General features: G+C 70.5%; 25 protein-coding genes. 11 read left to right on the top strand and 14 right to left on the bottom strand.

From position 1 onward, the window contains the following. Positions 1-7: 7 nt before the first annotated feature. From E3328_RS07550 to E3328_RS07540, 3 genes are all read right to left on the bottom strand, one after another. Entirely contained in the window at positions 8-274 is a 267-nt protein-coding gene (locus E3328_RS07550; protein ID WP_135363972.1) for a UPF0058 family protein, read from the bottom strand. A gap of 192 nt (positions 275-466) precedes the next feature. Continuing rightward, positions 467-1,324 (bottom strand): pantoate kinase, encoded by an 858-nt coding sequence (locus E3328_RS07545; protein WP_135363971.1) that lies wholly within the window; start codon positions 1,322-1,324, stop codon positions 467-469. Between the two features lie 63 nt (positions 1,325-1,387). Beyond that, positions 1,388-1,906, bottom strand: coding sequence for an SHOCT domain-containing protein (locus E3328_RS07540; RefSeq protein ID WP_135363970.1), 519 nt, complete (start codon positions 1,904-1,906; stop codon positions 1,388-1,390). 155 nt (positions 1,907-2,061) lie between these two features. On the opposite strand from E3328_RS07540, the gene E3328_RS07535 reads away from it, so the two are divergent. The 3 genes from E3328_RS07535 (at position 2,062) to E3328_RS07525 (ending at position 4,054) form a co-directional block, all read left to right on the top strand. Then, positions 2,062-2,364 (top strand): UPF0175 family protein, encoded by a 303-nt coding sequence (locus E3328_RS07535; RefSeq protein WP_135363969.1) that lies wholly within the window; start codon positions 2,062-2,064, stop codon positions 2,362-2,364. Continuing rightward, entirely contained in the window at positions 2,361-2,876 is a 516-nt protein-coding gene (locus tag E3328_RS07530) for a PIN domain-containing protein (protein ID WP_135363968.1), read from the top strand. Before E3328_RS07535 ends, E3328_RS07530 begins: the two co-directional genes overlap by 4 nt. A gap of 341 nt (positions 2,877-3,217) precedes the next feature. Further along, the gene (locus tag E3328_RS07525) at positions 3,218-4,054 is read left to right on the top strand and encodes a bacteriorhodopsin (protein ID WP_135363967.1); all 837 of its coding nucleotides are present in this window, start codon (positions 3,218-3,220) and stop codon (positions 4,052-4,054) included. A gap of 52 nt (positions 4,055-4,106) precedes the next feature. Here the strand turns inward: E3328_RS07525 and E3328_RS07520 are convergent, their stop codons facing one another. From E3328_RS07520 to E3328_RS07510, 4 genes are all read right to left on the bottom strand, one after another. Then, complete coding sequence (locus E3328_RS07520; protein ID WP_135363966.1) at positions 4,107-4,727, bottom strand: hypothetical protein; 621 nt, start codon at positions 4,725-4,727, stop codon at positions 4,107-4,109. 104 nt (positions 4,728-4,831) lie between these two features. Next, positions 4,832-6,136, bottom strand: a complete 1,305-nt coding sequence (gene aspS / locus E3328_RS07515) for an aspartate--tRNA(Asn) ligase (protein WP_135363965.1) — start codon at positions 6,134-6,136, stop codon at positions 4,832-4,834. A 237-nt stretch (positions 6,137-6,373) separates the two neighbouring features. After that, entirely contained in the window at positions 6,374-6,517 is a 144-nt protein-coding gene (locus E3328_RS21870; protein ID WP_167837335.1) for a hypothetical protein, read from the bottom strand. Positions 6,518-6,929: 412 nt separating this feature from the next. After that, positions 6,930-7,652 carry a phosphoglycerol geranylgeranyltransferase gene (locus E3328_RS07510; protein WP_135363964.1) on the bottom strand — a complete coding sequence of 241 codons (723 nt, stop codon included), beginning with the start codon at positions 7,650-7,652 and terminating at the stop codon, positions 6,930-6,932. Positions 7,653-8,125: 473 nt separating this feature from the next. Between E3328_RS07510 and E3328_RS07505 the strand changes: the two genes are divergently transcribed. Then, positions 8,126-8,581: a Rieske (2Fe-2S) protein gene (locus tag E3328_RS07505; protein WP_135363963.1), complete on the top strand. Its 456-nt coding sequence runs from the start codon at positions 8,126-8,128 to the stop codon at positions 8,579-8,581. Between the two features lie 82 nt (positions 8,582-8,663). Beyond that, positions 8,664-8,957, top strand: a complete 294-nt coding sequence (locus E3328_RS07500) for a DUF433 domain-containing protein (RefSeq protein WP_135363962.1) — start codon at positions 8,664-8,666, stop codon at positions 8,955-8,957. 11 nt (positions 8,958-8,968) lie between these two features. Here E3328_RS07500 and E3328_RS07495 read toward each other — a convergent pair whose 3' ends face one another. From E3328_RS07495 to E3328_RS07485, 3 genes are all read right to left on the bottom strand, one after another. Further along, entirely contained in the window at positions 8,969-11,563 is a 2,595-nt protein-coding gene (locus E3328_RS07495; protein WP_246022927.1) for a DNA topoisomerase I, read from the bottom strand. Between the two features lie 199 nt (positions 11,564-11,762). Next, positions 11,763-12,794: a C45 family autoproteolytic acyltransferase/hydrolase gene (locus tag E3328_RS07490; protein WP_135363961.1), complete on the bottom strand. Its 1,032-nt coding sequence runs from the start codon at positions 12,792-12,794 to the stop codon at positions 11,763-11,765. Positions 12,795-12,854: 60 nt separating this feature from the next. Then, positions 12,855-13,994 carry a hypothetical protein gene (locus tag E3328_RS07485; RefSeq protein ID WP_135363960.1) on the bottom strand — a complete coding sequence of 380 codons (1,140 nt, stop codon included), beginning with the start codon at positions 13,992-13,994 and terminating at the stop codon, positions 12,855-12,857. Between the two features lie 204 nt (positions 13,995-14,198). Here E3328_RS07485 and E3328_RS07480 point away from each other — a divergent pair, with 204 nt between their 5' ends. Beyond that, the gene (locus E3328_RS07480; protein WP_135364694.1) at positions 14,199-15,623 is read left to right on the top strand and encodes an MATE family efflux transporter; all 1,425 of its coding nucleotides are present in this window, start codon (positions 14,199-14,201) and stop codon (positions 15,621-15,623) included. 59 nt (positions 15,624-15,682) lie between these two features. Here the strand turns inward: E3328_RS07480 and E3328_RS07475 are convergent, their stop codons facing one another. From E3328_RS07475 to E3328_RS21865, 3 genes are all read right to left on the bottom strand, one after another. Continuing rightward, positions 15,683-16,711 carry a hypothetical protein gene (locus E3328_RS07475; protein ID WP_135363959.1) on the bottom strand — a complete coding sequence of 343 codons (1,029 nt, stop codon included), beginning with the start codon at positions 16,709-16,711 and terminating at the stop codon, positions 15,683-15,685. Between the two features lie 141 nt (positions 16,712-16,852). Next, the gene (gatB, locus tag E3328_RS07470) at positions 16,853-18,340 is read right to left on the bottom strand and encodes an Asp-tRNA(Asn)/Glu-tRNA(Gln) amidotransferase subunit GatB (protein WP_135363958.1); all 1,488 of its coding nucleotides are present in this window, start codon (positions 18,338-18,340) and stop codon (positions 16,853-16,855) included. 86 nt (positions 18,341-18,426) lie between these two features. Beyond that, on the bottom strand, positions 18,427-19,500 hold the full coding sequence (locus E3328_RS21865) for a hypothetical protein (RefSeq protein WP_167837334.1): 1,074 nt from the start codon (positions 19,498-19,500) through the stop codon (positions 18,427-18,429). Between E3328_RS21865 and E3328_RS21860 the strand changes: the two genes are divergently transcribed. From E3328_RS21860 to E3328_RS22720, 5 genes are all read left to right on the top strand, one after another. Continuing rightward, on the top strand, positions 19,475-20,029 hold the full coding sequence (locus E3328_RS21860; RefSeq protein ID WP_167837333.1) for a hypothetical protein: 555 nt from the start codon (positions 19,475-19,477) through the stop codon (positions 20,027-20,029). The two genes, E3328_RS21865 and E3328_RS21860, sit on opposite strands and share 26 nt — an antisense overlap. 514 nt (positions 20,030-20,543) lie before the next feature. Beyond that, positions 20,544-20,810 (top strand): DUF7518 family protein, encoded by a 267-nt coding sequence (locus E3328_RS07460; RefSeq protein ID WP_135363957.1) that lies wholly within the window; start codon positions 20,544-20,546, stop codon positions 20,808-20,810. A 24-nt stretch (positions 20,811-20,834) separates the two neighbouring features. After that, entirely contained in the window at positions 20,835-24,407 is a 3,573-nt protein-coding gene (gene smc, locus E3328_RS07455) for a chromosome segregation protein SMC (protein ID WP_135363956.1), read from the top strand. Further along, positions 24,400-25,455 carry a segregation/condensation protein A gene (locus tag E3328_RS07450; RefSeq protein WP_135363955.1) on the top strand — a complete coding sequence of 352 codons (1,056 nt, stop codon included), beginning with the start codon at positions 24,400-24,402 and terminating at the stop codon, positions 25,453-25,455. The genes smc and E3328_RS07450 overlap by 8 nt, the downstream gene beginning before the upstream one ends. Before the next feature lie 97 nt (positions 25,456-25,552). Further along, the gene (locus E3328_RS22720) at positions 25,553-25,678 is read left to right on the top strand and encodes a hypothetical protein (RefSeq protein WP_281275766.1); all 126 of its coding nucleotides are present in this window, start codon (positions 25,553-25,555) and stop codon (positions 25,676-25,678) included. Between the two features lie 57 nt (positions 25,679-25,735). On the opposite strand, the gene E3328_RS07445 is transcribed toward E3328_RS22720, so the two are convergent. Next, on the bottom strand, positions 25,736-26,704 hold the full coding sequence (locus E3328_RS07445) for an AEC family transporter (RefSeq protein WP_135363954.1): 969 nt from the start codon (positions 26,702-26,704) through the stop codon (positions 25,736-25,738). Positions 26,705-26,722: the final 18 nt, after the last annotated feature.

Below are 26,722 nucleotides of genomic sequence, written 5' to 3'. Positions count from 1 at the left end.
CCGTCGGTCACCTCGCATACTGGCTCGATCCCTCGGCGCCGAACCGCGGGCGGTCCGGGTCGTCTGTCGCCGACGCGGCGGCCGCGCTCAGCTCCGTCGAGAGCGCGAACAGCGCCCGCTCGTGTGCGCCCTTCGAGCGGTGGACCGCCGTCGGCGTGACCGCCATCCCGTCGTACTCGTCGAACGTGCCCGCCGGGAGCTCGCGCTCCTCCTCGAACTCGCGACGGACCAGCGCGAACAGCGCGTGCAGGTAGAGTGACTCGCGTTTTCGCATGGGTGGGTCGTGGACGGGCCCGCGCCGTCGCGTCCCGGTTGGGACGGGAGCGCGAGGCCGGATGGGGTGGGGTGGGATACGGTCGGACCGATTTCCGCGTTCGTCGTCGGTCCGCCGGAGACGAGGGACGGGACGGACGAAAAACGAATACCAGATTACTGCGGTCCGCCGCCGTCGGGGAGTAGGCGGTCTCTACTCCGGGAGCGACCGCTCGGCGGGCGGGTCGAGCAGCGTCGCACCCGTCGGGTCGATCCGGCAGACCGTCGGGTCGTAGCCCGCGTCCGTCAGCCCGGTGTCCAGCGCCACGACCGTCCGTCCGAGCATCCCCATCGTCGCCTCGCCGCCCGCCTCGGCCACGTCGGTCACCACCTCGTACACCCGGTCGGGGAGCAGTTCGGCCTCGCGGGCGAACTGCCGGGAGGCCGCCATGAACCGCCCCAGCGTCGGCTCCTCGACGAGCCGCGAGAGCGCCCGCTCGCCCGCCGCCGAGATGGCCTCGGTGTCGCCGCCGATCACCTCGCTCGTCGACAGCTCGCCGAACGTCTGGAACTCGACGCGCGAGCGGGCCGGCACCGCGTCCATCCGGTTGTGCTGGGGGCTCCCCGGCTCCAGCCGGACGGGGGCGCCGCCGTGGAGCTGCCCGACCACGTCGCCCAGGCCGGTCCCGGCCTGGACCTCCGCGCCGTGGGCGACCGTCGCGAGTTCGTACGTCGAGAGCCGCCGGTCGAGCAGGTCGTTCGTCGCCAGCGCCGCCCCCAGCGCCATCGCGCCGGAGACGCCGAAGCCCGACCCGACCGGCAGGTCCGTCACCCCGCGGACCGCGACGGTCGCCTCTAACGCCGCGAGGACGCGCTCGACCGCCTCCACCTCGACGGTCTCGCCGTTCAGCGTCACCTCGGTCGCGTCGGCGCGTCGCACCGTCACGGTCACGCCCTCCGAGAGCGCCAGCCCCGCGCCGCGCGACCCCGCCTTCGTCGGGTCGTCGTCCGGGTCGACGGTGAAAAAGCCCGTCACGTGCCCGGGGACGAACGCCCGTGCCACCGCTGTCATACTCGCCCGTCGGTGCGGCGCCGGTAATGCGTTTCGCCCTCGGGCCGCCGCGACGGGGCCGACTCAGGCCCTGTCCGGCTCGCGGTCGCGTTCGTGGCCGGGTTCGCGTTCGTCGGTCCGGTCGCGTTCGTCGGTCCGGTCGCGTCCGTCAGCCCGGTCGCCCTCGCGGTCGTCGGCCGTCTCGCCGGCGAGGAACGTCTCGGCGTCGTCGATCGACTCGGTCTCCAGCAGGCGCTCGACGCGCCGTTCGAACTCCGCGTCGTCGATCTCGCCGGCGGCGTAGCGCGCCCGCAGTTCCGCCAGCGCGTCGTCGGTCCCGTCGTCGCGGCTCCGGTCACCGCGTCCGCGCTCGTGTTCGCGTTCTCGTTCCCGGTCGCGGCTGGACTCGTAGTACTTCGCCAGCGCGACCGCCAGCGGCATCCCGCCGCCGAACCCCACCGGGAAGGCCACCCAGAAGTAGTCGACGCCCAGGAACATGAGCGAGAAGGCGACGCCGAGCGTCAGGAACGTGACGGCGCCGGTCGCGACGCCGACGAGCGGGCTCTCCTCCTCGTCGGCGTCCGTGGTCGATTCCGCGGCCATACCGGATCGACGGCGGCCCCGCATTTGTATTTTCCTCGACACGGTCGGCGAGAGACGGGCGGCACGCGGCGGGCGACCGCGACCGGCGTCGGCGCCGGGAGCGACGGCGGCGACCCACAGAGTTATTGTATACGGTGGGGGACATCGTATCGAGTATGCCGTCAGTCAGCGCGCGCCTCCCGAGCGAGGAGAAGGAGGAACTGGACGCGGTCGCCGAACTGCTCGACGAGGACCGGTCGACGACGATCCGGAAGGCCCTGCGGGAGGGACTGGCCGAGCTGCGCGTCCGCCGCGCGGTCGAGCGCTACCAGTCCGGCGACGCCTCGGTCGCCGAGGCCGCCCGGATCGCGGGCGTCTCGCTGGGCGAGTGGCTGGAGATCGCCCACGAGCGCAACCTCACCACCCAGCTGGCCGCCGAGGACCTGAGCGACGACGCCTACACCGCCCAGCAGCTGTGACCCGCATCTACGTCGGCCCGACGACGCTGTACGCGCTCGGCCAGGTGGGCGAGCTGGACCTGCTGGAGAGCTTCGACGGCCGGCTCGTCGTCCCCGAAGTGGTCGAACGGCAGGTGACGACCGAGCCCGCCCGCAGCGCGCTGGAGGGCTTTCTCGACGAGACCGACGTGTCGACGGCGGTCCCCGACACGGCCTACGAGCGGGCCGTCGAGGTCGTCGGCATCGAGGAGGGCACCCACGAGGCGGCGATGCTCGCCGGCGTCGTCGCCCACGCCGACCCGAACGACCGCCACGCCGTCGCCGTCGTCTCCGAGGACCGCCGCGTCCGCCGCATGGCCGAGGGACTCGGCGGCGCCGTCACCAGCAGTTTCGGCGTCGTCGCCCGCGCCGCCGCCGAGGACAAGTACCTCGCCCGGTCGCAGGCCCGCCGGATCGTCCGCCGCATCGACGCCAACGGGATCCAGATGACCGGCGAGATGCGTTCGCAGGCTGTCGGCGCGGTCGGGGAGTAGGACTACGAACCGGAGCATCCGCGATCGAAGCGAGCGGTTCGCGGGGCCGAACGCAGTGAGGTCCCGCTTTTTCACCCGTGTTTTTGCCGCGGGGGTTCCCGCAGGGAGCGGCGCGACTGAGGAAACCCCCGCTGGAAAAAGATGGGCGCAGATGCGGTCGCAGGCGGTCGGCGCGGTCGGGGATTAGTTACTCCGCGGCGGCGAACGGCGTGTCCGTCCGGAGCCGGACGGCCGGCAACGGATCGGAATCGGGCCGTGGGGTCGGTCGTCGGTCCGCGGGCTCCCGACCCTGCATAGTTTGGCATGGTGTTCTCCCTCATGGAGGGCCAACGTCGACGCGTATGTTCCCATCCATCCAGGGGGGTCCGGCGCTGCAGGCCTCCCAGGCCGAGGTGTTCCAGCGGATCAACAACGACCTGCTGCTGTCGTCGTCGCTGTGGGCGAACATCGCGCTGGCGGGGCTGTCGATACTGCTCTTCGTGTACATGGGCCGGAACGTCGAGGGGACGCGCGCGAAGCTCATCTGGGGGGCGACGCTGCTGATCCCGCTGGTCTCGATATCGAGCTACACGGCGCTGGTCTCGGGGCTGACAGTCGGGCTGGTCGAGATGCCGCCCGGCCACGCGCTGGCCGGCGAGGAGGTGCTGAGCCAGTGGGGTCGCTATCTGACGTGGACGCTGTCGACGCCGATGATCCTGCTGGCGCTGGGGCTGCTGGCGGACGTGGACCTCGGGAGCCTGTTCACGGTCGTCGCGGCGGACGTCGGGATGTGCGTCACCGGGCTGGCCGCCGCGCTGGTCACCTCCTCGTACGGGCTCCGGTGGGCGTTCTACGGCATCAGCTGCGCCTTCTTCGTCGTGGTCCTGTACGCCGTCCTCGTCGAGTGGCCCCGGTCGGCGACGGCGGCGGGCACCGACGAGATATTCGGGACGCTGCGCGCGCTGACGGTCGTGCTGTGGCTCGGCTACCCGGTCATCTGGGCGGTCGGCGTCGAGGGGCTGGCGCTGGTCGAGTCGGTCGGGCTCACCTCCTGGGGCTACTCCGCGCTCGACATCGGCGCGAAGTACGTCTTCGCGTTCCTGCTGCTGCGGTGGGTCGCCGCCAACCAGGACGTGGTCGAGACCGCCGGCCTCGGGACCGACACGGCGAGCGGCGCCGCGGCCGTCGACGACGACTGACCCGCTGGGTCCGCCGGGACCCGTCGGGGTCCGTCGCCCCCGCGCTCCGTTCTCAGCCCTCTTCGGCGGCCTCGTAGAACTCGCCGTCGTCGAGCACGGGGTCGTCTTCGAGGAATTCGACGCCGCGGGCGGTGGGCTCGACGCCCGTCTCGCGCTCGAACTCCGCCAGCAGGTCGCTGCCCCAGCCCATGCCGGCGACGGCGTCGAACGCGCCGAACAGCTCGGTGAGCATCGGCGCCGGCGGCGCGTGGGCGAACGCCCGGAAGCGAAACCGGTGGGCCATCGCGAACCGGTAGAGCATGTCCTGGCCCGCGAGTCCCGCCTCACCTTCGTACCGGGCTATCTCTTCGGGGCCGTCCTCGCCGTCCGACCGGTAGAGCACCGCCTCCGTGCAGGTCTCGGTCTCCGAGTCGAACGTGCCGACCGCCGCCCGCTCCCACAGGTCGGCGCTCTCGACGAGCAGGCCGGGCACCGGCTCGTTCACGAGGGCGTAGCAGTACTCGGCGACCCACGCCAGGTCGACCGCCCGCTCGGCCCCGTCGCCGTCGACCAGGTCGCCGTGGACGCAGTCGTCGTCCGGCACGTCGACCGGGTGGTGGTCGTCGAACCACGCGACCAGCGACTCGCGGGTCGCCCCGTCCGCGCACTCGAACGTGTAGGCCGTCCACTCCACGGCCTCGCTTCGTGACTGCCCCTGAAAAGCGTTTGCGCCAACGTCGCGGTTCGTCTACGGCGACAGACGCCGCCTGTCGCGGACCGCGGCGAGATCGAGCGACGCTACGGGGAGAGCCGCTGGCGATCTCGCGGGAAGAGGACTGCCTCGCGGATGTTGCCCAGCCCGAGCATCGTCATGACCAGCCGCTCGCCGCCGAGGCCCCAGCCGGCGTGGGGCGGCATCCCGTACTTGAACATCTTGGTGTAGTAGTCGAACTGCTCGGGGTCGAGCCCCTGCTGTTCGAACCCTTCGACGAGGTGGTCGTAGCGGTGTTCGCGCTGGCCGCCCGAGACGAGCTCCATCGTCGGGTGCATCATGTCGAAGCCCGTCGACAGCTGCTCGTCGTCGTCGTGGTCCTTGATGTAGAACGGCTTGATCTCGCTGGGCCAGTCGGTGATGAAGTAGTGCTCGCCCACGTCCTGGCCGAGCGCGTGCTCGCCCTCCGTGGGGAGGTCGTCGCCCCAGACGAGCTGCTCGTCGAGCTCGCCCGTGGCGTTGATCCGCTCGATGGCCTCCTCGTAGGTGAGCCGCGGGAACTCGCCGTCGGGCGCCTCGAACTCGTCGGCCAGGTCCAGGGTCTCGAGCTGCTCGGCGCAGTTCTCGGCGACGCCCTCGTAGGCGGCCGTCACGACGGTCTCGCAGGCGTCCATCGCCTCGGTGTGGTCGTAGAACGCCGACTCGAAGTCGATGGAGGTCGCCTCGTTGAGGTGCCGCGGCGTGTTGTGCTCCTCGGCGCGGAAGATCGGACCGATCTCGAAGACCCGCTCCAGGCCGGAGCCGACCATCAGCTGCTTGAACAGCTGCGGGCTCTGGTTCATGAACGCCTCGCGGCCGAAGTAGGTGATCGGGAACAGTTCCGTCCCGCCCTCGGTGCCGGTGGCGACGATCTTCGGCGTGTTGATCTCCGTGGCGTCGAGGTTCCGGAAGGCCTCGCGGACCGAGCGGAGGACCTCCGCTCGGATCTCGAAGATGGCCTTGACCTCGTCCTTGCGGAGGTCGAGCGTGCGGTTGTCCAGCCGCGTCGAGAGGTCGGCGTCGACCTTCCCGGAGGGGTCGAGCGGGAGCTCGGGGTCGGCCTCGGCGACCACGTCGAGCGAGTCGGGGGTGATCTCGACGCCGGTGGGCGCGCGGGGCTCCTCCTCCACGTCGCCGGTGACGGCGACGACCGATTCGCGGTGAACCCCGAGTCCGGTCTCGACGAGGTCGTCGTCCATCTCGTCTTTCTCGAACTTGACCTGGATCTTCCCGGACTGGTCGCGGAGGATGAGGAAGGCGATGCCACCGAGGTCGCGGATCTCATGGACCCAGCCGGCGACCGTGACGGTCTCGCCCGGCTCGGCGTCCGCGGTGTAGGTGCGGTCGTCCATGGATGTGCCTTTCGGTGGCCCCGACTTAAGGACAGCCCTTCCGGGTCAGCGACTCACACGCCGCCGGGGGACGGTGCGGCCGGCGCGTCCCGCTGGGTCCTCGCTTGTCCCGCGTGGCCCTGTCGCCCCCGGTTCCGTCGGTCCCGCCCCGCGCCGTCGACGGGTCTGCGCTCCGAGTGGCCCCGCCGCTCCGCGCCGGCCTCCTGTCTCGTTCACTCGTCGAAAAAACGGGTAGGTCTACGATTCGTCGCCGCCGTCGGTGAGGACCTCCACGTCCTCGTTGCCCCCCTCGTTGGCGAATCCCGGCATCTCGTCGTCGGTCTCCGCCTCCTCGTCCTCGGGTTCACGGTCCCAGACGCGCGAGGTGTATTCGTGGCACATGGTATCACACCATCCGATACGCAACACTGGTCGTAAATGAACCCTTCGGCAGGGGTGTCCCACCACGTCTCTCGGGGGACTACGCTCCGGATTCCGGGCGCGCTCACCCCGTCACCCCGGAGACGGGTCGTCGGTGCAGTGACGATTCCGGTGAAACTGTCGTTACTTCCGGGCGGGGTCGTCGTGGCCGTGGGGAGGCGCGCGCCGCTGACGAGAAGCGCGCGGAGATCGACCCCTCCTCCGGCGACTCCCCCTCGCGGAGGGACCGTTCGATACTGCGCGAGAACTCCGTAGTCGGCTCTGTGAATCGGTGAGGGACGACCGATCGGGGTGACCGTATCCGTCGACGAGCGGCGGAGTCGTCGCTCCGCTCACACGTCGCGGACACGCGGGGACGACTGAGGACCGGCCGTCAGTCGCCGAGCGTCGCGGGCGTGGCGTCTTTGGCGCCCTCGACGGTCTCGGCGACGGCGTCGACGCCCTCGTCGTGGACGAGGTCGCCGACGACGACCGTGTCGGCGTGTTCGGCCATCGTGTTGGCCGACTCGTAGTCGTGGATGCCCCCGCCGTAGAAGAGGGTGGCCTCCTCCAGCGCGTCGGCGGCGGCGGCGACGACCTCGGGGTCGCCGAAGGTGCCGGAGTACTCGGCGTAGACGATCTCCTGGCCGAGCATCCGCTCGCCGACCTCGGCGTAGGCGGCCACGTCCTCGGGGTCGAGGTCGCAGTCGGACTGGGTGAGCTTGGCGGCGGCGGAGTCGGGGTTGAGGACGATGTACCCCTCGGTGAAGGTGCGCGCCCAGTCGATGTCGTCGTCGATGCGGACCCACTCCTTGTGGACGCCGGAGAGCCAGGCGATGTCGCCGGCGTTGAGGACCGCGGGCACGAGGTAGCCGTCGACGCCGCCGCGGTGGACGACGTTGGCGGGGTTCGACGGCTCGACGTACAGCGGCACGTCGTACTCGGCGCAGGCCTCGACCACGTCGGCCATCTTCTCCTCGGTGACGCCCGTCGTGCCGCCCACCTCGATGGCGTCCGTGCCACAGGTGACGACGTCGGCGTACGTCTCCCCGTCGACCAGCTCCTTGTCCGGGTCGACCTTCAGGATGTGGTCCCAGTCGTCCCACGGCCTCTGCATACTCGCACACACCTCGCGGGACCGTAAAACCGCTTCGGATGGGAGTAGCTGCGGGTCTCGGTGGAGGAGTAGGGGCGGGACCGACCGCAGTCGATAGTGAGCGCTGAAAGCCCTCGGCCCGCTCGCGGTCGCTGATCGACATATCCGCGCTCTCCGCACTGCCCGCGCGGATAGGGGTCGCTCAGGCGACTAAACTGCACGCGAGCGCGCCTCGCCCTTTCAGTCCGCCAGGACAGCACCGTCACCGCACGGCACCGCAGACGGCCACGAACCTCCCCAGCCGATTCGCGACCCGCGAGTCGCGAATCCACCGTCAGAGCACGCTCTGACGAGCCTTCGCTCGCAGGCTCGCGAAGACCTCGCGCGGTGTCGTCGCGCGCATGAAAGCGCGCTCCAGCGCGCGCCGGCGTGGAGGGGTCGTCGGGCGGGTGTTCGCCGTCAGACCTAACTCGTCGCTGTCCTATCCACGGGTGATGGCAGACGGTGCGCGGCTGACGACGGTCGAGGACGTTCGCGAGGACGGATCGTTCCTGTTCACGGCGACCAACTCTTTCGACATGGAGGAGGAGGTCATCGTCGTCCCCTGCGACGACGAGGTGGCGGCCGACGGCGGGGCGCCGGTCGACGGCGAGGGCGGCGTCGCGGCGTGGATCAACCGCTGCACCCACGAGGCTCAGCGCTTCGACACCGGCCGCGGCGTCCCCATGCGCGACGGCGAGATCATCTGCCCCAAGCACGGCTCGATGTTCAACGCGTGTTCCGGCGAGTGCGACAACGGCGAAGCCGCCGGAACCACGCTCCCCGACGTGGACGTGACCGTCGAGGACGGCGACGTGTTCCTCGTCGACGAGGACTACACCTTCGAACACGAGGGCGGCATCGACGACGGCGACGACGGGCCGAGTTCGACCAGCCACGTCGGCTTCTGAGGTGCGGTCGAAAGGGATCGATCTCGCTGGGTCCGACTCGCCCGGAGGTTCAAGACGGACAGAGCGCCTACTCCGTCGTGAGATGGCGACCCAGCGACACGGGATCGTGCCCGGCGACGAGTCGTCGATCCACGACGAGCCACACGTCGAGGGGCGGCGAGTGACGGTCAGAGTCGTCCAGGCCCGCGTCGAGGAGCGCGGCGACGACCCCGAACGCGTCGCCGACCAGCTCGGCCTCGACATCGCCAGCGTCTACGAGGCGCTGGCGTACTACCACAACAACCCCGAGGAGATGCGGGCCGTCGAGCGACGCCACGACGAGGCCCTCGCCGCCGCGAAGCGCCGCTCCGACCTCTCGCCGTCCGTCAGTCGATAAAACGGCTCGACTCAGTCGCTCTCGGCGGTCCCGTCGGCTCGGCCGGCGGTGTCGACGAGCTCCCGGTCACCCTCCTCCGAGTCGCCGTCGGGGCCCTCGTCGTCGTCGCCGGCGTCGACCTCCGGAAGCTGGGAGATCCAGTCGCGGATCTGGCTGGCGCTGACGCCCTGGATCTCCGTGGCGAGCACGTCCGGGTCGACCTCACGGAGGTCCGCCGGTTCCTCGACGCCGGCGGTCTCCAGGCGCTCGGCGGTCGCGGGGCCGACGCCGTCCAGGTCCTCCAGGTCGTCGACGGCCTGGCGGGCGCGGTACTCCCGGTAGTTGCAGATGGGACAGCCCAGCTCCCACGGGTCGTCGTCGTCCTCGCCGCTGTGGACGACCAGTTCCGGCAGGTGGTGCTCGTCGCAGTACTCGTCGGTGATCTCGATGTCGCCGCGGCGCGGGAGCGGCAGCGAGTAGTCGCAGTCGGGGTAGCGAGTGCACCCGACGAGCCGCGAGCCCGACCGGAGCTGCTTGATCGCCAGCTCGCCGCCCTCCTCGTCGCCGCAGTCGGGGCAGCGGCCGATGACCTCGTCCTCGGTGTCGTCGGCCTCGTCGGCCTTGCACTGCGGGCAGCCGTGGACGAACGTGTCCCGGCCGGCGAGCATCTTCACGTGGTTGAGGCCGTGCTCCTCGCAGGTCTCCTCCAGGACGAGCGGCTCGCCCGTGCTCGGCAGCGGGAGCGTGTACTGGCAGTCGGGGTAGCCGTCGCAACCGACGAAATACGAACCCTGCCGGCTCTGACGGACCAGCAGGTCGTGGTCGCTCTCCGGGCAGGGACCCAGGCGGCGGTCGGCCTTCAGCGACTCCTGGAGGTGGTCGCCGATCGCCTCACGGGAGTCGCGCAGTTCCTCGAAGACGCGTTCGAGCATCTCCCGGGACTCCTCGGTCACGTCGTCGAGCGTCGCCTCGCCGTTGGCGATGGCGGACATGTCCGCCTCCAGCTGGGCGGTCATGTCGTCGCTGACGACCCGGTCGGCGTACTCCTCGGCGGCCTCGACGACCGCCTCCGCGAGCGCGGTGGGCCGGGGCGGGTCGTCCTCGATGTACCCGCGGTCGTAGAGCTTCTCGATGGTGTTGTGCCGCGTGGCCTTCGTCCCCAGCCCCAGGTCCTCCATCCGCTGGATGAGCCGCGACTGGCCGTACCGGCGGGGCGGCTGGGTCTGTTTGGCCTCCAGTTCCACGTCGGTCACGTCGAGCGCGTCGCCCTCCTCGACGGGCGGGAGGAACGACTCGCTCGCCGACGAGTACGGATACACGTCGTGGTAGCCGGCTTCGAGCAGGCGCTTGCCGGTGGCCTTCAGCTGGCAGTCGTTGGCCTCGGCGACGACGCGCAGGTGCTCCCAGGTCGCCGGCTCGGCGACCGTCGCGAAGAACCTGCGGACCACGAGCTCGTAGACCTCCCACTCGTCCTCGTCGAGTTCGTCGCGGTCGGGCACCGCGCCGGTCGGGTGGATCGGCGGGTGGTCGGTCGTCTCGTCGTCGCCCTCGGTGGGCTCGATCTCGTCGAGGTCCAGCAGCGACTCGGCGTCGTCGCCGAACTCGTGGGTCATCGTGAACTCGTCGAGGAGTTCCTCCGGGTCCAGGTCCTCCGGGTAGACCGTGTTGTCCGTCCGGGGGTAGGTGATGTACCCCGTGGTGTAGAGTTCCTCGGCGATGGACATCGCGCGCTGGGCCGAATACCCGAGCGACCCCGCGGCGGAGATGAAGGCGGTCGTGTTGAACGGCGCCGGCGGGTTGTCCGTCCGGGTGCGCCGGCGGACCGACGTGACCTCGGCGCTGGCCGCCTCGCGCAGCCGGTCGTAGGCGTCGTCGGCGTCGCCCTCGTTCCAGACCCGCTCGGCCTCGCTGCCGTCGTCGTCGTAGAAGTACTGCGCCTCGAAGGTCTCGCCGTCCTTCGCGAGGTCGGCGAAGATCTCCCAGTAGTCGTCGGGGTCGAACGCCTGGATCTCCCGCTCGCGGTCGACGATGAGCTTGAGGGTGGGCGACTGCACGCGCCCGACCGAGATGAAGTCCTCGCCGAGTTGCCGGGCCGACAGCGAGAGGAACCGCGTCAGCGCGGCGCCCCAGACGAGGTCGATGATCTGCCGGGCCTCGCCGGCGGCCGCCAGGTCGAAGTCGATGTCGTCGGGTTCGGCGAACGCCTCCTTGACCTCGCGCTCGGTGATCGAGGAGAACCGCACCCGCTTGACCGGGGCGTCGGTCTCCTCGCGGATGAGCTCGTAGGCCTCCTTGCCGATGAGTTCGCCCTCGCGGTCGTAGTCGGTCGCGATGACCGCCTCGTCGCACTCGCGGGCGAGTTGCCGGAGGGTTCGGACGATGTTCTCCTGGGTGGGCGACTTGACGATGTCGGCGTCGATCAGCTCGACCGGCTCCACGTCGCGCCAGTCGCCGTACTCCTCGGGGAAGTCGACGCCGACGACGTGGCCGGAGAGACCGACGCAGGTCGTCACGCCCCACTCGTAGACGTTGACGCCGTTGCGCTGGGTGGTCGTCGCGGCCCCGTCGCTCAGGATCTCCGCGATGCGCCGCGCGGCGTTGTTCTTCTCCGTGATTATCAGCTCCACCGGGCGCCACCTCCGGCTCCGCGGGTTGGGGTCATGGGCGTCGATAGGGTGGTCCCCGTCCTAAAGGTTTCGGGCGAAATCGGCGGACAGCGGGCGTGTGCGTGCGATCGAGCGCACGCGAACGGGAGCGCGTGCGGGGCCGTGCGGGGCCGTGCGAGCGGATGCGTCGCGCGGGCACGTGCGGAGGACCCGGAATGGCTCAGCGGCCGGTCTCGCGACCCGGTACGGCGACCGACTCGTAGGGGGCCTCGGCGGGCGAGTCGCGCGCGAGCGACGCGCTGTCGGCGCCCGTGTCGACCACCCACGACCAGATCGTCGACCGCGGGTCGTCCTCGGCCCCGTCGAGGCCCCACGCGACGCCGGCCTCCGGGTCGCCGACCAGGCGCCGCAGGTCGGCCGGCCCGACCGTCCCCTCGCGGTCGTCGGCCCACGCCTCGACCACACAGTGGCGCGGGCAATCTGCGGGGGTCCGATCGACCGACTGGTGAGTGCGCATCCGCGCCGAGTCGAACTGGTTGGTCGCGACCAGGAGGTGGTCGCCGTCGTCCGGTCGCCGCATCTCGACCGCTCCGGGGCTCGCCTCGACGACCGCCACGTCGCCGTCCGCGTCCGCGACGAGGACGTTCACGTTCCGCGCGTGCGGGACGGATTCGAGGTAGTCGACCGCCTCGGCGGCGGTCTCACAGGTATCGAGCACCGTCCGGACGGCCAGCGGCCACATCACGCCCGGGTCGTACTCCTCGGTCGGGACCCCGGCGAACCCGACGGCGAGACCCGCCTCGTTGACCCCGTCCAGCCGACCGGCGAGCCCGTGGGCGCAGCCGACGCTCGCCAGCCGGTCAGTCGGATCGGTCCGGTACAGCTTCGAGTACTGCCGGAAGGAGGGGTAGAAGTCGTGGTTGCGGGCGAACAGCGCGCTCCCGCTCTCGGTGCGTTCGCCGGGGACGCCGACGAGCGAACACCCGGGGTCGGCGTCGGCCGCCAGCGCCACGGCCCGGACGCCCTCGCGTTCGACGCCCGCCGCCTCGGCGACCGCGTCGAGTTCGTCGAGCAGCCCGGGCGCGTGCTCGCGGACCTGCGGCACACATTCGCGGGCGAACTCGCGGACCGCCGGCGACGGGTCGAGCGACTCGGGCGCCACGTCCGCGAGCGACCGATCGGAGTCGGCCACCTGCGCCGCGAACTCCGTCCCGAGGTCCGCGGGCGACCCCCGGAGATGAAACTCGTCCATGCCACGCGGCTCGGAGCCGACCCCGATAACGGCTGGGGTGGCGTGCGAACGGGTCCCACCCTACGCCGCCTGCTCGGCCGCGCCGCTCGCCTCCGGTTCGCGGGGGACCGCGCAGGCGGGGTCGTGGCTCGCCCGGACCGCGCTCCCGGTCAGGAGGAGGACGCTCGCGGCGAAGAAGAGGCCGCCGACCGGCGACGACGGGTCCATGAACGCCCAGTAGACGGGCGTGGCGGCCGCGCCGAACAGCGCGCCGGCCGCGCCGTAGACCGCGGGCGCGCAGCAGCCGCAGGCGGTCGCGCCGGCGGTCGTGAGCGTCCCGACGACCGCCCGCGGGGAGTCGACGGACCCGCCGGCCGTGAGCTGGCGCGCCGCCAGCGCCGCGTTACTGGCGACCAGCCCGCCGAGGATGGCCACGAGCAACAGCGACCCCAGCGAGACGTACCCCGACAGGGGGACGGCGGGGAAGTAAAACTCCAGGGCCGGCCAGTACACCAGCGGCGAGGCGACCTGGTAGGGGGTGACGAACCCCTGGCCCGCGACGTCGGCGGTCAGGTCGGGGTTCACCGAGAGCGTCCCCGCCGAGAACAGGTAGAAGACGCCGAACAGGGCGAAGGTGACGACGGCGGTGAGCGCGGGGACCCGCGCGGCCAGCACGCGCGGGAACGACGGCCCGGCGTCGCGGTAGAAGACGTAGAGGATGGCACCGGGCACGGCCGCGGCCAGCAGGTACCCCAGCGGGTTCGTCAGCCCCTCCCCGGGCAGCAGCGTCGGGTAGGCGATCCACGCCGCCAGCAGGAGGCCGAGCCCGACGTAGCGGGGGCGCTCGGGCCACTTCCAGCGGACGACGACGAGGCTCCCGAGCGCCACGGCGATGGCCGAGACGGCGTTGATCACGGGGAACCACTCCGTCCAGTCCGGCGTCGCAGCCGGCGCGATCTGCACCTCGACGAGGCCGATGGTTCCGGCGATGACCGCCACCGCACCCGCCGAGAGGAGCCCGGCGCCGAACCGGTCGCTCCGCGCCCCGTCGCGCAGCATCCGATAGCCGCCGATCCCCGCGGCGATCCCCAGGACCGTGACCGCGCCGAGGACCCAGTGTGGCGTCCCCGCGTGCGTCGTTCCCGCGTGGCCGACGACCGCGTCGAGGCCCCCGATGGTCCCCGCGGCCGCCGCGAGCGCCTGGCCGAGGCCGAGTGTCATTGTCGAACGTCGGGCCCGGACGACAAAGGACGTTCTGATACGCGCGTCGAAAGCGCGGGTCGCCGCCCCGGAGCGAGTGGGCGGCGGCGACCGCCACCGGAGACGAGCCGTTTCCGGTCCGGCGGCCCCCGCCGGAGACGGGTACGTTTACGGTCGGGTGGTTCCTGCGGGGAGACAGTGGCAGAGACCGACTCGCGCGTCGACATGACCACCGGCGCGGTGACCCCGCGGCTGTTCAGGCTGGCCTGGCCGCTCGTGGCCGGCAACCTCCTCCAGACCGCCTACAACCTCGCGGACATGTTCTGGGTCGGCCGCGTCAGCGCCGAGGCCGTCGCCGCCGTCTCGCTGATGTTCCCGACCGCGTACCTGTTCATCTCCGTCGCCATGGGCCTGACCGCGGCCACCAACGCCGTCGTCTCACAGCACATCGGCGCCGGCAACGAGCGGCGCGCCCAGCGGACCGTCGCCCAGTCGGTCCTGCTGGCCGTCGCCGTCGCCGCCGCGCTCGGCGCGTTCGGCTTCGCCGTCCGCCGGCCGCTGGTCGCACTCATCGGCGCCCGGGGCGCCGTCTTCGACGCCGCCGTCGCCTACATCGAGTTCGTCTTCCTCGCCATCCCCTTCACCTTCCTCTTTTTCGTCTTCCGCTCGTCGCTGCGGGCCGCCGGCGACACCAGGACGGCCATGTGGCTCGTCGCCGCCAGCGCCGGCCTCAACATCGTCATCGACCCCGTGTTCATCCTCGACTGGGGACCCTTCCTCGGCCTCGGCGCACAGGGGGCCGCTATCGCGACCTTCATCTCCCGCGGGGTCGCCGCCGCCATCGGGCTGTACATCCTCGTCGACGGCGGCTGGGGCATCCGCCTGCGACTCGGCGACCTCTCGCCCGACTGGCAGATCCTCCGGCGGCTCGTCGCGGTGGGCTACCCCGCGACGCTCGACGGGCTGACCCGCTCGCTGGCCGCGGTCACCTTCGCCGCCCTCGTGGCGCGGTTCGGAGCGGTGGCGACGGCCGCCTACGGCATCGGCATCCGCCTGATGTCGGTCTCCTGGACCGTCTCCGGGGCGGTCGGCCAGGCCGCCGCGACCGGCGTCGGTCAAAATCTCGGCGCCGACCAGCCCGATCGCGCGGCCGACGTGACCTGGACGGCCACCGGCGGCGCGATGGCCGTCCTCTTCGCCGCCGGCGGGCTCGTCTACGCGTTCCCCGCTATCGCGATGGGCGTGTTCATCGGCGAGCAGGCCGTGATCGACGCCGGCGTCACGCTCCTGCGGATCATCGCCCCCTTCTGGGCCTTCTTCGGCGGCCTGATGGTCGTCCAGGGCGGGTTCCGCGGCGCCGGCCGGACCAAGGTCGCGTTCGTTCTCTCCCTCCTTTCGCGGTGGGTCTTCCGGGTGCCCGTCGCGGTCTTCCTGGCCTACGCCGTCGCCGTCGATCCGCTCGCGGTGACCCCCGTCGACGTGAACGGCCTCTGGTGGGCGATGGCCGCCTCCGCGCTGGCCTCGTTCGTCGTCGGCGTCGCCTGGTTCCGCCGCGGCGGCTGGCGCGAGGCCGTCATCGACGACGAAGGCCCCCCAGCTGGCGACGGGGTCGGCGACGCCGTCGACGGCGAGGAACCGGTGACGGACTGACCCGAACGTGGAACGAGTGCCCACCCGACCGGTCCCGCGGTTCGCCCACGGTCCCGGGTCTACGAGCCGTCGAGTCCCGACGCCCGGTCCGGCGGTTCGTCGTCCATGCCCGCCCACTCGTACACGAGGTCGAAGCCGCCCTCGTCGTCGGCGAACGCGTAGGCGGCGCTCGCGGTCCCGGGCGTGCAGTGTCCGGCGTGGCGCGCGTAGCGTCCGTCCGGGGACGGGACGCCGGGTTCGTCGTCGCCCTCGGCGGCGGCGTAGGTCTCGGCGAACGCTGACCGCGACAGGGTCCGCCTGACCGGTTCGTCCGGGTTCGACTCCCCGAGTTCGCGAACGGCTTCCGGGACGGCCGCCGGCGGTTCGGCACCGTCCGGGGCGTCCGAGGGGTAGCAGGTGACCGTGTACGTCTCCTCGCGCGCCAGCCACGTCGCGTCGGGGACGGCCCACAGCGCCTCCCCGGCGTCGCGGCCGAGCATCCGCTGCTGGCACTTCGCCAGCCACACCGCCAGCGCGACCGGGTCTCCGCGCTCCTCGACGCGGCCGGCCAGCGAACTCCAGACGTGGCCGGTCGCGGTCTCGAAGTCGTGTTCGCTCGTCCGCGGCCACTCGGTGAACGGCGTCTCGTGGTAGCCGTGGTACCCCCGGACGACGGCCCGCGTCTCCGGCGTGGTACACCGGAAGTCCTCCGCCTGGGTCCCCTCCCAGGTCGGGACCGTCACGATCGGGAACCGCTCGGTCTCGAACGACATCGTCCGGGCCGTCTCCTCCGTGAAGTCGCCGAAATCGACCTCGAAGGCGACCGCGCCGTCCGGGTCGTAAGCCGTCAGCGCGACGCCGTACCGTTCCAGCGCGTCCACTTCTCGCTCGAAGTCCAGGAAGGCCGTCCCGCTGAAGCGCTCGCCGGCGGGGTCGAACTCGGAGATACCGCCGTCGAGGTACGCCCGCGGCGGGCGTCCGGCGTCGCCGCGACACGGTGTCGGCGTCCCGTTCTCCCCAGAACTCACCGGCGACTCGCAGCCCGCGAGCATCGCCGCGCCGAGGGCCGCCCCGCGCCGAACCACCGCGCGCCTGGTCGGGTCTGACACGTTCGACGCTGTGACTGGACAACAGTTAGACCGACCGGAGGATACAGTCGCCGTTTCAGGCACCGCCAGTCCGTCGACGGACCGAACCGACCGGCGACTGACACCGCCGAGTCGGGTACGGGGCGCGACCGCTCGTCGTCGTTACCCGTCCAGTTCCTCGCGGAGCGCCCGGTTCACGTCGCCCGGGTCCGCGCTCCCGCCGGTCTTGCCCATGACCTGCCCGACGAGGAAGTTGATCGCCCCGTCGTCGCCGTCGCGGTAGTCGGCGACGGCGTCGGGGTTCTCCTCGATGGCCGCCTCGACGGCCTGCTGGACCTCGTCGCCGCTGGTCTTCCCGAGGTCCTCGCGCTCGACGATCTCGTCGGGGGAGTCGCCGTCGTCGAGCATCCCGCGGAGCACTGTCTCGCGGGCGTTCTTCGTCGTGATCTCGTCTTCGGCGACGAGTTCGACCAGCCGTTCGATCTCGTCGAAGCGGTCGGACACGTCCGTAATCGCCATGTCGCGGTAGTTGAGCTCGCCCAGGAGTTCGTCGGCGACCCACGTCGCGGCCAGGTCGGGGTCGAACTGCTCGGCCACGTCCTCGAAGAAGTCCGCGACCTCCTTCGTGCTCGTCAGTTTGTCGGCCGCCTCCTCGTTGAGGCCGTACTCCGCGCGGAAGCGCTCGCGTCGGGCATCGGGGAGTTCCGGGATAGCGAGCTTCTCCTTCCAGTCACTCACTTTGAGCGGCGGCAGGTCGGCCTCGCGGAAGTACCGGTAGTCTTTCTCCTCCTCCTTCGAGCGCATCGAGAGGGTGACGCCCTTGGACTCGTCCCAGTGGCGCGTCTCCTGCTCGACCGCGCGGCCGCGCTGGATGGCGTTCCTCTGGCGGGTCTCCTCGTAGGCCAGCGCCTTCTCGGCGCCCTTGTGGCTGGAGATGTTCTTGACCTCCGTCCGGTTGGCCGACTCCAGGGTCTCCTCGTCGATTGCGCCGTCGTCGCCGACCTCCGCGCCCTCGACGATGGAGAGGTTGGCGTCGACGCGCAGCGAGCCGTCGCGAGTGGCGTCGAAGATGCCCAGGTATTCGAGGACCTCCGTGAGCTTCGCGAGGAACGCGCGCACCTCGTCGGGCGAGCGGAAGTCCGGTTCGGTGACGATCTCCATCAGCGGCGTGCCCGCGCGGTTGTAGTCGACCAGCGTGTAGTCGGCGGTGTCGATGGAACCGCCCTTGTGCTGGAGGCTGCCGGGGTCCTCTTCGAGGTGGGCGCGGCGGATGGCGACCGAGCGGCGCTCGCCCTCCACGGAGAACTCCAGTTCGCCGTCGGCGCAGATCGGCGCGTCGTACTGGGTGATCTGGAAGTTCTTGGGGAGGTCGGGGTAGTAGTAGTTCTTCCGGTGGAAGGTCGTCTCCTCGGGGATGGTGGCGTCGATGGCCTTGCCGACCTTGACGGCGGCCTCCACCGCCCCCTCGTTGACGACCGGGAGCGCGCCGGGCAGGCCCAGGCAGACGGGACAGGTGTGGGTGTTCGGTTCGTCGTCGCCCACGTCGGTCGAGCAGCCACAGAAGATCTTCGTGTCCGTCTCCAGCTGGACGTGGACCTCCAGCCCGATGACGGTCGCCAGATCCTCGGACTCGACGGCTTGTGCGGTCATTACCCGCGGTTCGGCGCCGCCCGGCTAAAGGCTAACGACCACGGGCGGACGTCGACTCGCGGCCGCGGCGACACGGCGACCGCGGATCAGTTCCGGGCCGCCCGTCGCGCGAACAGTCCGACCGGTGCGAGCGCCGCGAGCCAGGGGACCGCGGAGGCGCTCGCTCCGGACGGCACCGCCGGCGGGCTCCGGAGCGACGCGCTCGCGGACGTTCCCCCGTCGACCCGGGCGCCGGCCTGGAAGATGAACTCGCCCTCCCGACCGTGCACGTACACGTCCTCCGTGAACGCGGTCGCGTTCTCGGGGAGCGTCGGACGCTCGCCGACGCTGACGTGGAAGGCCGCCGCGTCGCTCTCCCCGGTCCGGTAGATGTACGCGGTCTCCCCGGGGTCGAGGCGTTCGTCGAGGGTGACGGTTCCGAGCGTCCCGGGCCAGTCGCTATCGTTGACGGACAGCCGCGTTCCGGCGTCGACAGCCGGGCCGCCGGTCAGCGACAGTTCGACGAGTCGGTCGCCGCCGGTCACCTCGGCGGTCACCTGGGGCGGGTCAGAGACCCAGTTCGGCTTCGAGACGAAGTCGCCGCTCGCCCGCTCCGTTCCGAACGTCACCGTCCGCGTGTCGGTCTCGCCCCCGTAGTCGACGGTGTAGGTGATCGTCCCGTTGACGATGCGACCGTCGCCGGTCACGTCGACGATCCCCCGCACGTCGACCGGATCACCGTCGGTACCGAGGGCTGTGTCGGTGGCGAGGCCGGTCGCGTTCAGGACGACGCGGTCGCCCTCGTCGGTCGGCCTGACGCCGACCGGCTCCCAGGTGGCGTCCTCCAGGTGGTTCGAGATGGTCTGTCGGGAGTACCCCGCGATCGACTTCGCGCTGTCCCGCAGGTCCGTCGGGCCGTCGAGGTACCACGTCTTCCCGTCGTACGCGACCCCCGCTTCGGTCGGCCCGATCCAGAGGGTCAGTTCGGGGTCCTCGGTGTCGTCGAGCGTCGTGAGCGAAGCGTCGCTGTCGTTCGCCGTGCGTACCGTCTCGAGCGGTCCCGTCGAGTTCTCGACTCTCAGGTGGGCCCGGTGGGGGATCGCCGAGAGCCGATCCCGAAACGCTTCCCGCAGCCTTTCGGTATCGACGTTCTCGGTGTACACGCCAGGGGGCAGATCCATCGACGAGAGCGGTTCGAGCCCCGGCGGCGGCGTCGGTGTCGGCGCCGCCGTGGGTGTCGAGGTGGGCGTGGGAGACGGCGGCGGCGTCGGTGTCGCCGTCGGAGTGGGTGTCGGCGTCGGCGTGTCCGTCGGCGTCGCCGTCGGTGTGGGCGTCGGTGTCGGGGTAGCCGTCGCCGTCGGTGTGGGCGTCGCGGCGGGTGTCGGCGTCGGTGTCGAAACTGCCGTCGCCGTGGCAGTCGCCGTCGGCGTCGGTGTCGCAGTGGCAGTGGCTGTCGCCGTCGGCGTCGGCGTGGGTGCCGACTCCGCGGTGGCCGTCGCCGTCCCGCTCTCGCCCGTTTCGGCCCCAGTGACGGTTTCTCCGTCGGGCTGTGCCTCGGTGTCCGTCGCGGGGTCGGTCGCTCCGCCGGCGGTCGCGGGACTCGCAGTCCCCGACCCCCCGAAGGCGTTACACCCCGAGAGGAGGACCAGCGCCACGACAGCCAGGGCGGCTACCTGTCGGACCATATTGTTGTCTCAGAACACTGTTTGAAAATTCTTTACATCCGGTTACGGGTCGGTCCCGATCACGTGCCGAACCCCGTCCGGTAACGCGACCGAGCGGTCAGAGCGGGGAGTACCGTCGTCAGACCGATCCAGCGCCCGTCTCGCACGCGGTTTCGACCGCCGCGCCGAACTACCGGTTCCCCTGTCGGCCGGTGATCCCGGTCTGTCCGGAGAAGGCGGCGCACGCCCCGGCGTCCCCGTCGACCCGCCGCCCCCGATGATCGAACACCCGGAGAACACGACGAGCGCGGCGACCGCCAGGTGGTCGGTTTCCGATCCATGCCCGGGCCCAGACCGGCGTCAAATAAGGACAGCAAAACTGACACCGACGTTTCGTATCGATGCCGGGGAGCGGACCGCGCGGCCGGTCGCCCGGAGCGACCGCCGTCACGGAACGGGTCCGCGCGTCGCCGGGGACACGCCGGCGGTAGGCGGTTCCTATCAGGATCGGTGCGAATGTCTGACGTAGGTTTATGACGGGGGAAGCCACTCGTAGTGGTATGTGCGGTAACCGAGTCGAGGAGCTCGAATCACGCGTCAAGGAACTCGAGGCGTCCGTCGAGGGGCTGACGGACGAGCTCGTCGAGTGCAAGGTCCGGCTGCGCGAGCTGGAGAACGCGGTCGACGAGGACCTCGGGTTCACCCCCGAGGAGTCCGGCGACCCGTCGGAATCTCCAGACGAAGCCGCGGCCGACAGGACTAAAACCGAGGCTACCGACGAAGAGGATAGCACGGAGAGCGGCCCCGGCGACATCATCATCGCCTAGGCCGGCTCTCCACCGCGAGCGACCATGCACATCAAAGAGCTCGTACTCGACAACTTCAAGAGTTTCGGCCGGAAGACTCGCATTCCCTTCTACGAGGATTTCACCACCGTCAGCGGCCCGAACGGCTCCGGTAAGTCCAATATAATCGACGCCGTCCTCTTCGCGCTGGGCCTGGCGCGGACCTCCGGCATCCGCGCCGAGAAGCTGACCGACCTGATCTACAACCCCGGCCACGCCGACGACGACGTGGACACGTCCGGCGAACGGGAGGCCAGCGTCGAGGTCATCCTCGACAACGAGGACGGCACCCTCTCCCGGTCGCAGGTCGTCACCGCCGCCGGCACCGAGAACGTCGGCGACGTGGACGAGATCTCCATCCGCCGGCGCGTCAAGGAGACCGACGACAACTACTACTCCTACTACTACATCAACGGCCGCTCGGTCAACCTCTCGGACATCCAGGATCTTCTCGCCCAGGCCGGCGTCACGCCCGAGGGGTACAACGTCGTCATGCAGGGCGACGTGACCGAGATCATCAACATGACCGCCGGCGCGCGTCGCGAGATCATCGACGAGATCGCCGGTGTCGCCGAGTTCGACCAGAAGAAGGAGTCGGCCTTCGAGGAACTGGAGGTCGTCGAGGAGCGCATCGAGGAGGCCGAACTCCGCATCGAGGAGAAGGAGACGCGCCTCGACCAGCTCTCCGACGAACGGGAGACCGCCCTGGAGTACCAGGACCTGCGCGACGAGAAAGGGGAGTACGAGAGCTACCGGAAGGCCGCCGAGCTGGAGGACAAGCGCGAGGAACTCGCCGCGGCGGCCGACGCCGTCGACCAGCTGGAGGCCGAGCTCGAGGACCTCCAGATGGAACTCGACGAGCGCCAGGGACGCGTGCTCAGGCTGGAAGACGAGCTCGACGAACTGAACGCCGAGATCGAGCGCAAGGGCGAGGACGAACAGCTCGCCATCAAACGGGAGATGGAGGAGGTAAAGGGTGACATCTCCCGGCTCGAAGACAAGATCGAGTCCGCCGAGGAGACCATCGAGGACGCCGAGAACGAGCGCCGCCAGGCGTTCGTCGAGATCGACCGCAAGCAGGAGACCATCGACGACCTGGAGTCCGACATCCGCGAGACCAAAGTATCGAAGTCCTCGCTGAAGGCCGACGTGCAGGAGAAGGAGAGCGAACTCGAGGAGGTCCAGGCGCGCATCGACGAGGTCGGCGAGGAGTTCGAGGAGGTCAAGGACGAACTGGAGGGGAAACGGGAGACGCTGGAGACGCTCAAATCCGAGAAGAACGACCTCCAGCGCGAGCAGGACCGCCTGCTCGACGAGGCGCGTCGGCGGTCGAACGAGCAGCGGGAGACCGAGTCGGAGATCGAGGAACTGGAGGAGCGGATCCCCGAGATCGAGGCCGAGATCGACGACCTGGAGGGCGAACTGGAGAAGGCCCGGAAGAACCAGGAGACCATCGCCGAGGTGGTCGCCGACCTCAAGGACGAACGGCGCGAGTTACAGGACGAACTCGACGATATCGAGGACGAGCTGACGGCCAAACAGCAGGAGTACGCCGAGTTAGAGGCCAAGGCCGGCCAGGACGGCGACTCCTCGTACGGGCGCGCGGTGACGACCATCCTGAACGCCGACATCGACGGCGTCCACGGCACGGTCGGGCAACTCGGCGGCGTCGACCCCGAGTACGCGGTGGCCTGCGAGACGGCAGCCGGCGGCCGGCTGGCCCACGTCGTCGTCGACGACGACGGCATCGGCCAGCAGTGTATCGACTATCTCAAGTCGCGGGGCGCGGGACGTGCGACGTTCCTGCCGATCACGCAGATGCAGAACCGCTCGCTGCCGAGCCTGCCGAGCCACGACGGCGTCGTCGACTTCGCGGCCAACCTCGTCGACTTCGACAGCGAGTACGCCGGCGTCTTCTCGTACGTCCTCGGCGATACCCTCGTCGTCGAGGACATGGACACCGCCCGGGACCTGATGGGCGACTTCCGGATGGTCACCCTGGAGGGCGACCTCGTCGAGAAGTCCGGCGCCATGACCGGCGGCTCCTCGAAGGGCACCCGGTACTCCTTCTCCGGCGGCCAGGGCCAGCTGGAGCGGATCGCCGCGACGATCAACGACCTGGAGGACGAGCGCCAGTCCGTCCGCGAGGAGTTACGGGACGTGGAGGACCGCCTCGACGACGCACGCGACAAGGAATCGGACGCGGCCGAGCAGGTCCGCGACATCGAGACCGACATCGAGCGCCGCGAGACCGAGCGCGAGGAGGTCGAGGAGAAGATATCGGACCTCGAAGACCGGCTCGAAGAGATCGAGAGCGAGCGCGACGAGGTCTCCGCGGACATGGACGCCATCGAGGCCGACATCGAGGACAAGACCGCGGAGATCGAGGAGCTGGAGGCCGAGATCGAGGAACTCGAGGCCGAGGTCGAGGACTCGGAGCTGCCCGACCTGACCAGTCGCGCCGACGAGATCCGCGCCGAGATCGACGAGCTGGAGGACCAGATCGACGACCTGGACGGCGAGCTGAACGAGCTACAGCTGGAGAAGGAGTACGCCGAGGACGCCATCGACGACCTCCAGGAGAAGATCGAGGCAGCCCAGAACCGCAAGGCCGAGAAGCAGGAGCAGATCGAGGAGTTCGAGAGCGATATCGCCGAGAAGGAGGAAGTCCTCGCGGAGAAGGAGGAGGCCGTCGCCGAGCTGGAGTCCGAGCTGGCCGACCTCAAGGACGACCGCGAGGAGCTGAAAGAGGACCTCAAGGAAGCGCGCGCCGAGCGCGACGAGAAGAAAGAGGAGGTCGGCGCGGTCGAGAGCGACCTCGAGGAGCGCCGGGACGAGGCCGAGCGCCTGGAGTGGGAGGTCGACGAGCTCGAGTCGGCGGTCGGCGACTACGACCCCGAGGAGATCCCCGACCACGACGAGGTCGAGTCGGAGATCGCCCGGCTGGAGTCCGAGATGGAGGCCCTGGAGCCGGTGAACATGCTCGCCATCGAGGAGTACGACCGCGTCGAGGACGACCTCGACGACCTGACGGACAAGAAGGCGACGCTGGTCGAGGAGGCCGAGGGCATCCGCGACCGGATCGACCGCTACGAGCAGAACAAGAAGGAGACGTTCATGGAGGCGTTCGACGCCATCGACGAGCACTTCCGGGACATCTTCGAGCGGCTCTCGAACGGGACCGGGCACCTCCACCTGGAGAACGAGGAGGACCCCTTCGACGGCGGGCTGACGATGAAGGCCCAGCCCGCGGACAAGCCGATCCAGCGGCTGGCGGCGATGTCCGGCGGGGAGAAGTCCCTGACCGCGCTGGCCTTCATCTTCGCGATCCAGCGGCACAACCCCGCGCCGTTCTACGCGCTCGACGAGGTCGACGCCTTCCTCGACGCGAAGAACGCCGACCTCGTCGGCGAGATGGTCGACGAACTCGCCGGCGAGGCGCAGTTCGTCGTCGTCTCCCACCGCTCGGCGATGCTCGAACGCTCCGAGCGGGCCATCGGCGTGACGATGCAGGGCGACAACGTGAGCGCGGTGACGGGCATCGACCTCAGTTCCGAGGGGGTGCCCGCGGATGACTGACGAACGGGACGACGGCGACGGGGACGAGGGCGACATCCCCCTGAACATCGCCGGTCACGAGGACCGCGACCCGCCCGGCGAGGGCGGAGCGAACCCGTTCGGCGGGAGCGGCGACGGCGACGATTCGGGTGACACGAACGAGGGGTCCGCGGACGAACTCGTCACCGGCGACCCGTCGGTGGACGGGCAGCCGGACCCGACGGTGGACGAAGAAGCGGACGCGGCCGCCTCGACTGCCGGGGGCGACGGCGAGGACGAGGAGGTCGAGCCGGTCGAGGTGCTCGTCAGCCTCGCCGAGGAGGGGGAGATCGACCCGTGGGACATCGACATCGTCGCGGTGACGGACAAGTTCCTCGACCGCCTCGACGAGGGCGACCTGCGGACCTCGGGGCGGGCGCTGTTCTACGCGAGCGTCCTCCTGCGGATGAAGAGCGACGCGATGCTGGACGACGGCGACGAGGAGGAGGAGGCGGAGCCGTGGGAGGAGCCCTGGGAGCAGGGCGGCGAGACCCCCGACGACGGCTTCGAGGGGCCGGATCCGTTCGCCGCGCTGGAGTCGGAGATGGACCGCCGGCTGGAGCGCCGTCGCGCCCGCGGGATGCCCCAGACCCTGGACGAGCTCGTCCGGGACCTGCGGGAGGCCGAGCGGGACAACTGGTGGAAGGAATCGCGGGAGTACGACACCAGCGACTCGCCGGGCGGGTTCGACCGGGGGACCCAGGAGCTGGACTACCGCACCGGCGACGACCTCCGGATGGACGAGGAGCCCAGCGCCGCCGACGTGACCGACACCGCCCACGAGGAACACGTCGACGAGATCATCGACGACGTGCACGACGCGCTGCGCGAGCAGTACGACAAGGGCCGCGACGAGGTGCTCTACCGCGAGATCTCCGAGACCGGCGGCTCGCGCGTGCTCACGTTCCTCGGGCTGCTCTTCCTGGCCCACCGCGGGCACGTCCGGCTCACCCAGGACGAGATGTTCGGCGACCTGTGGGTGCAGGACCCCAACGCCCCCACGGGCTCGGAAGAAGCGGTCGCGGACTGATTCGACCGTCGAACCGCCTGCGCGTCACTACTGACCGACCAGCGACCGCACGCGACGAAACGCTTATTCGCGTCGGCGTTGTATGTTAACGTTGACCATGACCCCGACCAAGTTCCGGGAGCGGCTGGAGGAGGCCGACGGGCGGGTCGACACCGAGGCCTTCTACGGGGCGCTCCGGTACGTCCGCGACGACGGGCGTCGGCGGCGGGAGCGCCGCCGCTGAGGCGACGAGCGGTCGGTCGCTGTTTCTGCGGGGCGCTACCGGACGGTGAGAGTCCGTTCACAGCACGCCGGACTGCAACAGCGAGATGAGTAGCGTCAGTGCGGGGAGGCTGACGAGCGTCGTGACGAGGACGACGGTGCTGGCGAACTCGGAGACGGTGACGCCGTCGACGGGGGTCGAGTCGCCGAACTCGATGAGGAGGATCAGCGGCGTCACCGCCGACGGCGTCGAGGCTTCGAGGACGAACACCCGCGCGACGGTCCGGTTCTCCAGTCCGGCGCCGGCGGCGGCGCCCGCCGCGAGGACGCCCACGGCGACGACCGGCGCGACGGCCATCTTCAGGACAGTCGCCGTCCCGACGGTCCGCAGCGTCGCGCCGTAGTCCGTCCGGGCGAGTTCGATCCCGAGGATGATGAGCATCAGCGGGATCGAGGCGTTGCCGAGCATGCCGACCGTCTCCATGAGCGTCGACCCCTCGGCGGGGAGAACGCCCAGTTCGCGCCCGGCCAGCGCGGCCGCGACGGCGTAGACCAGCGGCACCGTGAACACCCGCCGCAGCCCCTCGGTCCAGTCGTCGCTGCCCGAGCGGGCGGCGATGTACACGCCGACGGTGTAGACGAGCACGCTCTGGGTCGTCAGGAAGATCACCGCCGTCGACCGACCGGTCGGCCCGAACGCGAACGCCGAGAGGGGGATCCCGTAGTTGCCGGAGTTCGAGAAGACGCTCACCAGCACCAGCGCGGAGAGTATCGGTTCGCGCACGCCGACGAGGCGCCCGACTCCCTCCGCGAGGACCGTCATCACGACGGTGAACGCGGTCACGCCGGCGGCGATCCCGGCCAGCGTCGCGCCGCTCAGGTCGGTCGTCGCGACGCTGTGGAAGACCAGCGCCGGCGCGAGGACGTAGACGACCGTCGTGTTCAGCGGGTCGACGTCGACGTCTTTCGCCCGGCCGAGGACGTACCCCAGCGCGGCCATCCCGACGACCGGGAGGATCGCAGACCCGAAGATCGAGAGCAGCGACACGCCCCTGGGATCGACCGC

This window comes from Halosimplex halophilum, assembly GCF_004698125.1.
Lineage (GTDB): Archaea > Halobacteriota > Halobacteria > Halobacteriales > Haloarculaceae > Halosimplex > Halosimplex halophilum.
The sequence above is the reverse complement of the archived record's forward strand: the minus strand, read 5'-3'. Positions and strand labels throughout refer to the sequence as shown.

Bases quoted from the DNA above. Each gene is read 5' to 3' on its own strand.
- E3328_RS07550 (WP_135363972.1), bottom strand. From the start codon at position 274: ATGCGAAAACGCGAGTCACTCTACCTGCACGCGCTGTTCGCGCTGGTC.
- E3328_RS07545 (WP_135363971.1), bottom strand. From the start codon at position 1,324: ATGACAGCGGTGGCACGGGCGTTCGTCCCCGGGCACGTGACGGGCTTT.
- E3328_RS07540 (WP_135363970.1), bottom strand. From the start codon at position 1,906: ATGGCCGCGGAATCGACCACGGACGCCGACGAGGAGGAGAGCCCGCTC.
- E3328_RS07535 (WP_135363969.1), top strand. From the start codon at position 2,062: ATGCCGTCAGTCAGCGCGCGCCTCCCGAGCGAGGAGAAGGAGGAACTG.
- E3328_RS07525 (WP_135363967.1), top strand. From the start codon at position 3,218: ATGTTCCCATCCATCCAGGGGGGTCCGGCGCTGCAGGCCTCCCAGGCC.
- aspS (WP_135363965.1), bottom strand. From the start codon at position 6,136: ATGGACGACCGCACCTACACCGCGGACGCCGAGCCGGGCGAGACCGTC.
- E3328_RS21870 (WP_167837335.1), bottom strand. From the start codon at position 6,517: ATGTGCCACGAATACACCTCGCGCGTCTGGGACCGTGAACCCGAGGAC.
- E3328_RS07510 (WP_135363964.1), bottom strand. From the start codon at position 7,652: ATGCAGAGGCCGTGGGACGACTGGGACCACATCCTGAAGGTCGACCCG.
- E3328_RS07505 (WP_135363963.1), top strand. From the start codon at position 8,126: ATGGCAGACGGTGCGCGGCTGACGACGGTCGAGGACGTTCGCGAGGAC.
- E3328_RS07500 (WP_135363962.1), top strand. From the start codon at position 8,664: ATGGCGACCCAGCGACACGGGATCGTGCCCGGCGACGAGTCGTCGATC.
- E3328_RS07490 (WP_135363961.1), bottom strand. From the start codon at position 12,794: ATGGACGAGTTTCATCTCCGGGGGTCGCCCGCGGACCTCGGGACGGAG.
- E3328_RS07485 (WP_135363960.1), bottom strand. From the start codon at position 13,994: ATGACACTCGGCCTCGGCCAGGCGCTCGCGGCGGCCGCGGGGACCATC.
- E3328_RS07480 (WP_135364694.1), top strand. From the start codon at position 14,199: ATGACCACCGGCGCGGTGACCCCGCGGCTGTTCAGGCTGGCCTGGCCG.
- gatB (WP_135363958.1), bottom strand. From the start codon at position 18,340: ATGACCGCACAAGCCGTCGAGTCCGAGGATCTGGCGACCGTCATCGGG.
- E3328_RS21865 (WP_167837334.1), bottom strand. From the start codon at position 19,500: ATGGATCTGCCCCCTGGCGTGTACACCGAGAACGTCGATACCGAAAGG.
- E3328_RS07460 (WP_135363957.1), top strand. From the start codon at position 20,544: ATGTGCGGTAACCGAGTCGAGGAGCTCGAATCACGCGTCAAGGAACTC.
- smc (WP_135363956.1), top strand. From the start codon at position 20,835: ATGCACATCAAAGAGCTCGTACTCGACAACTTCAAGAGTTTCGGCCGG.
- E3328_RS07450 (WP_135363955.1), top strand. From the start codon at position 24,400: ATGACTGACGAACGGGACGACGGCGACGGGGACGAGGGCGACATCCCC.
- E3328_RS22720 (WP_281275766.1), top strand. From the start codon at position 25,553: ATGACCCCGACCAAGTTCCGGGAGCGGCTGGAGGAGGCCGACGGGCGG.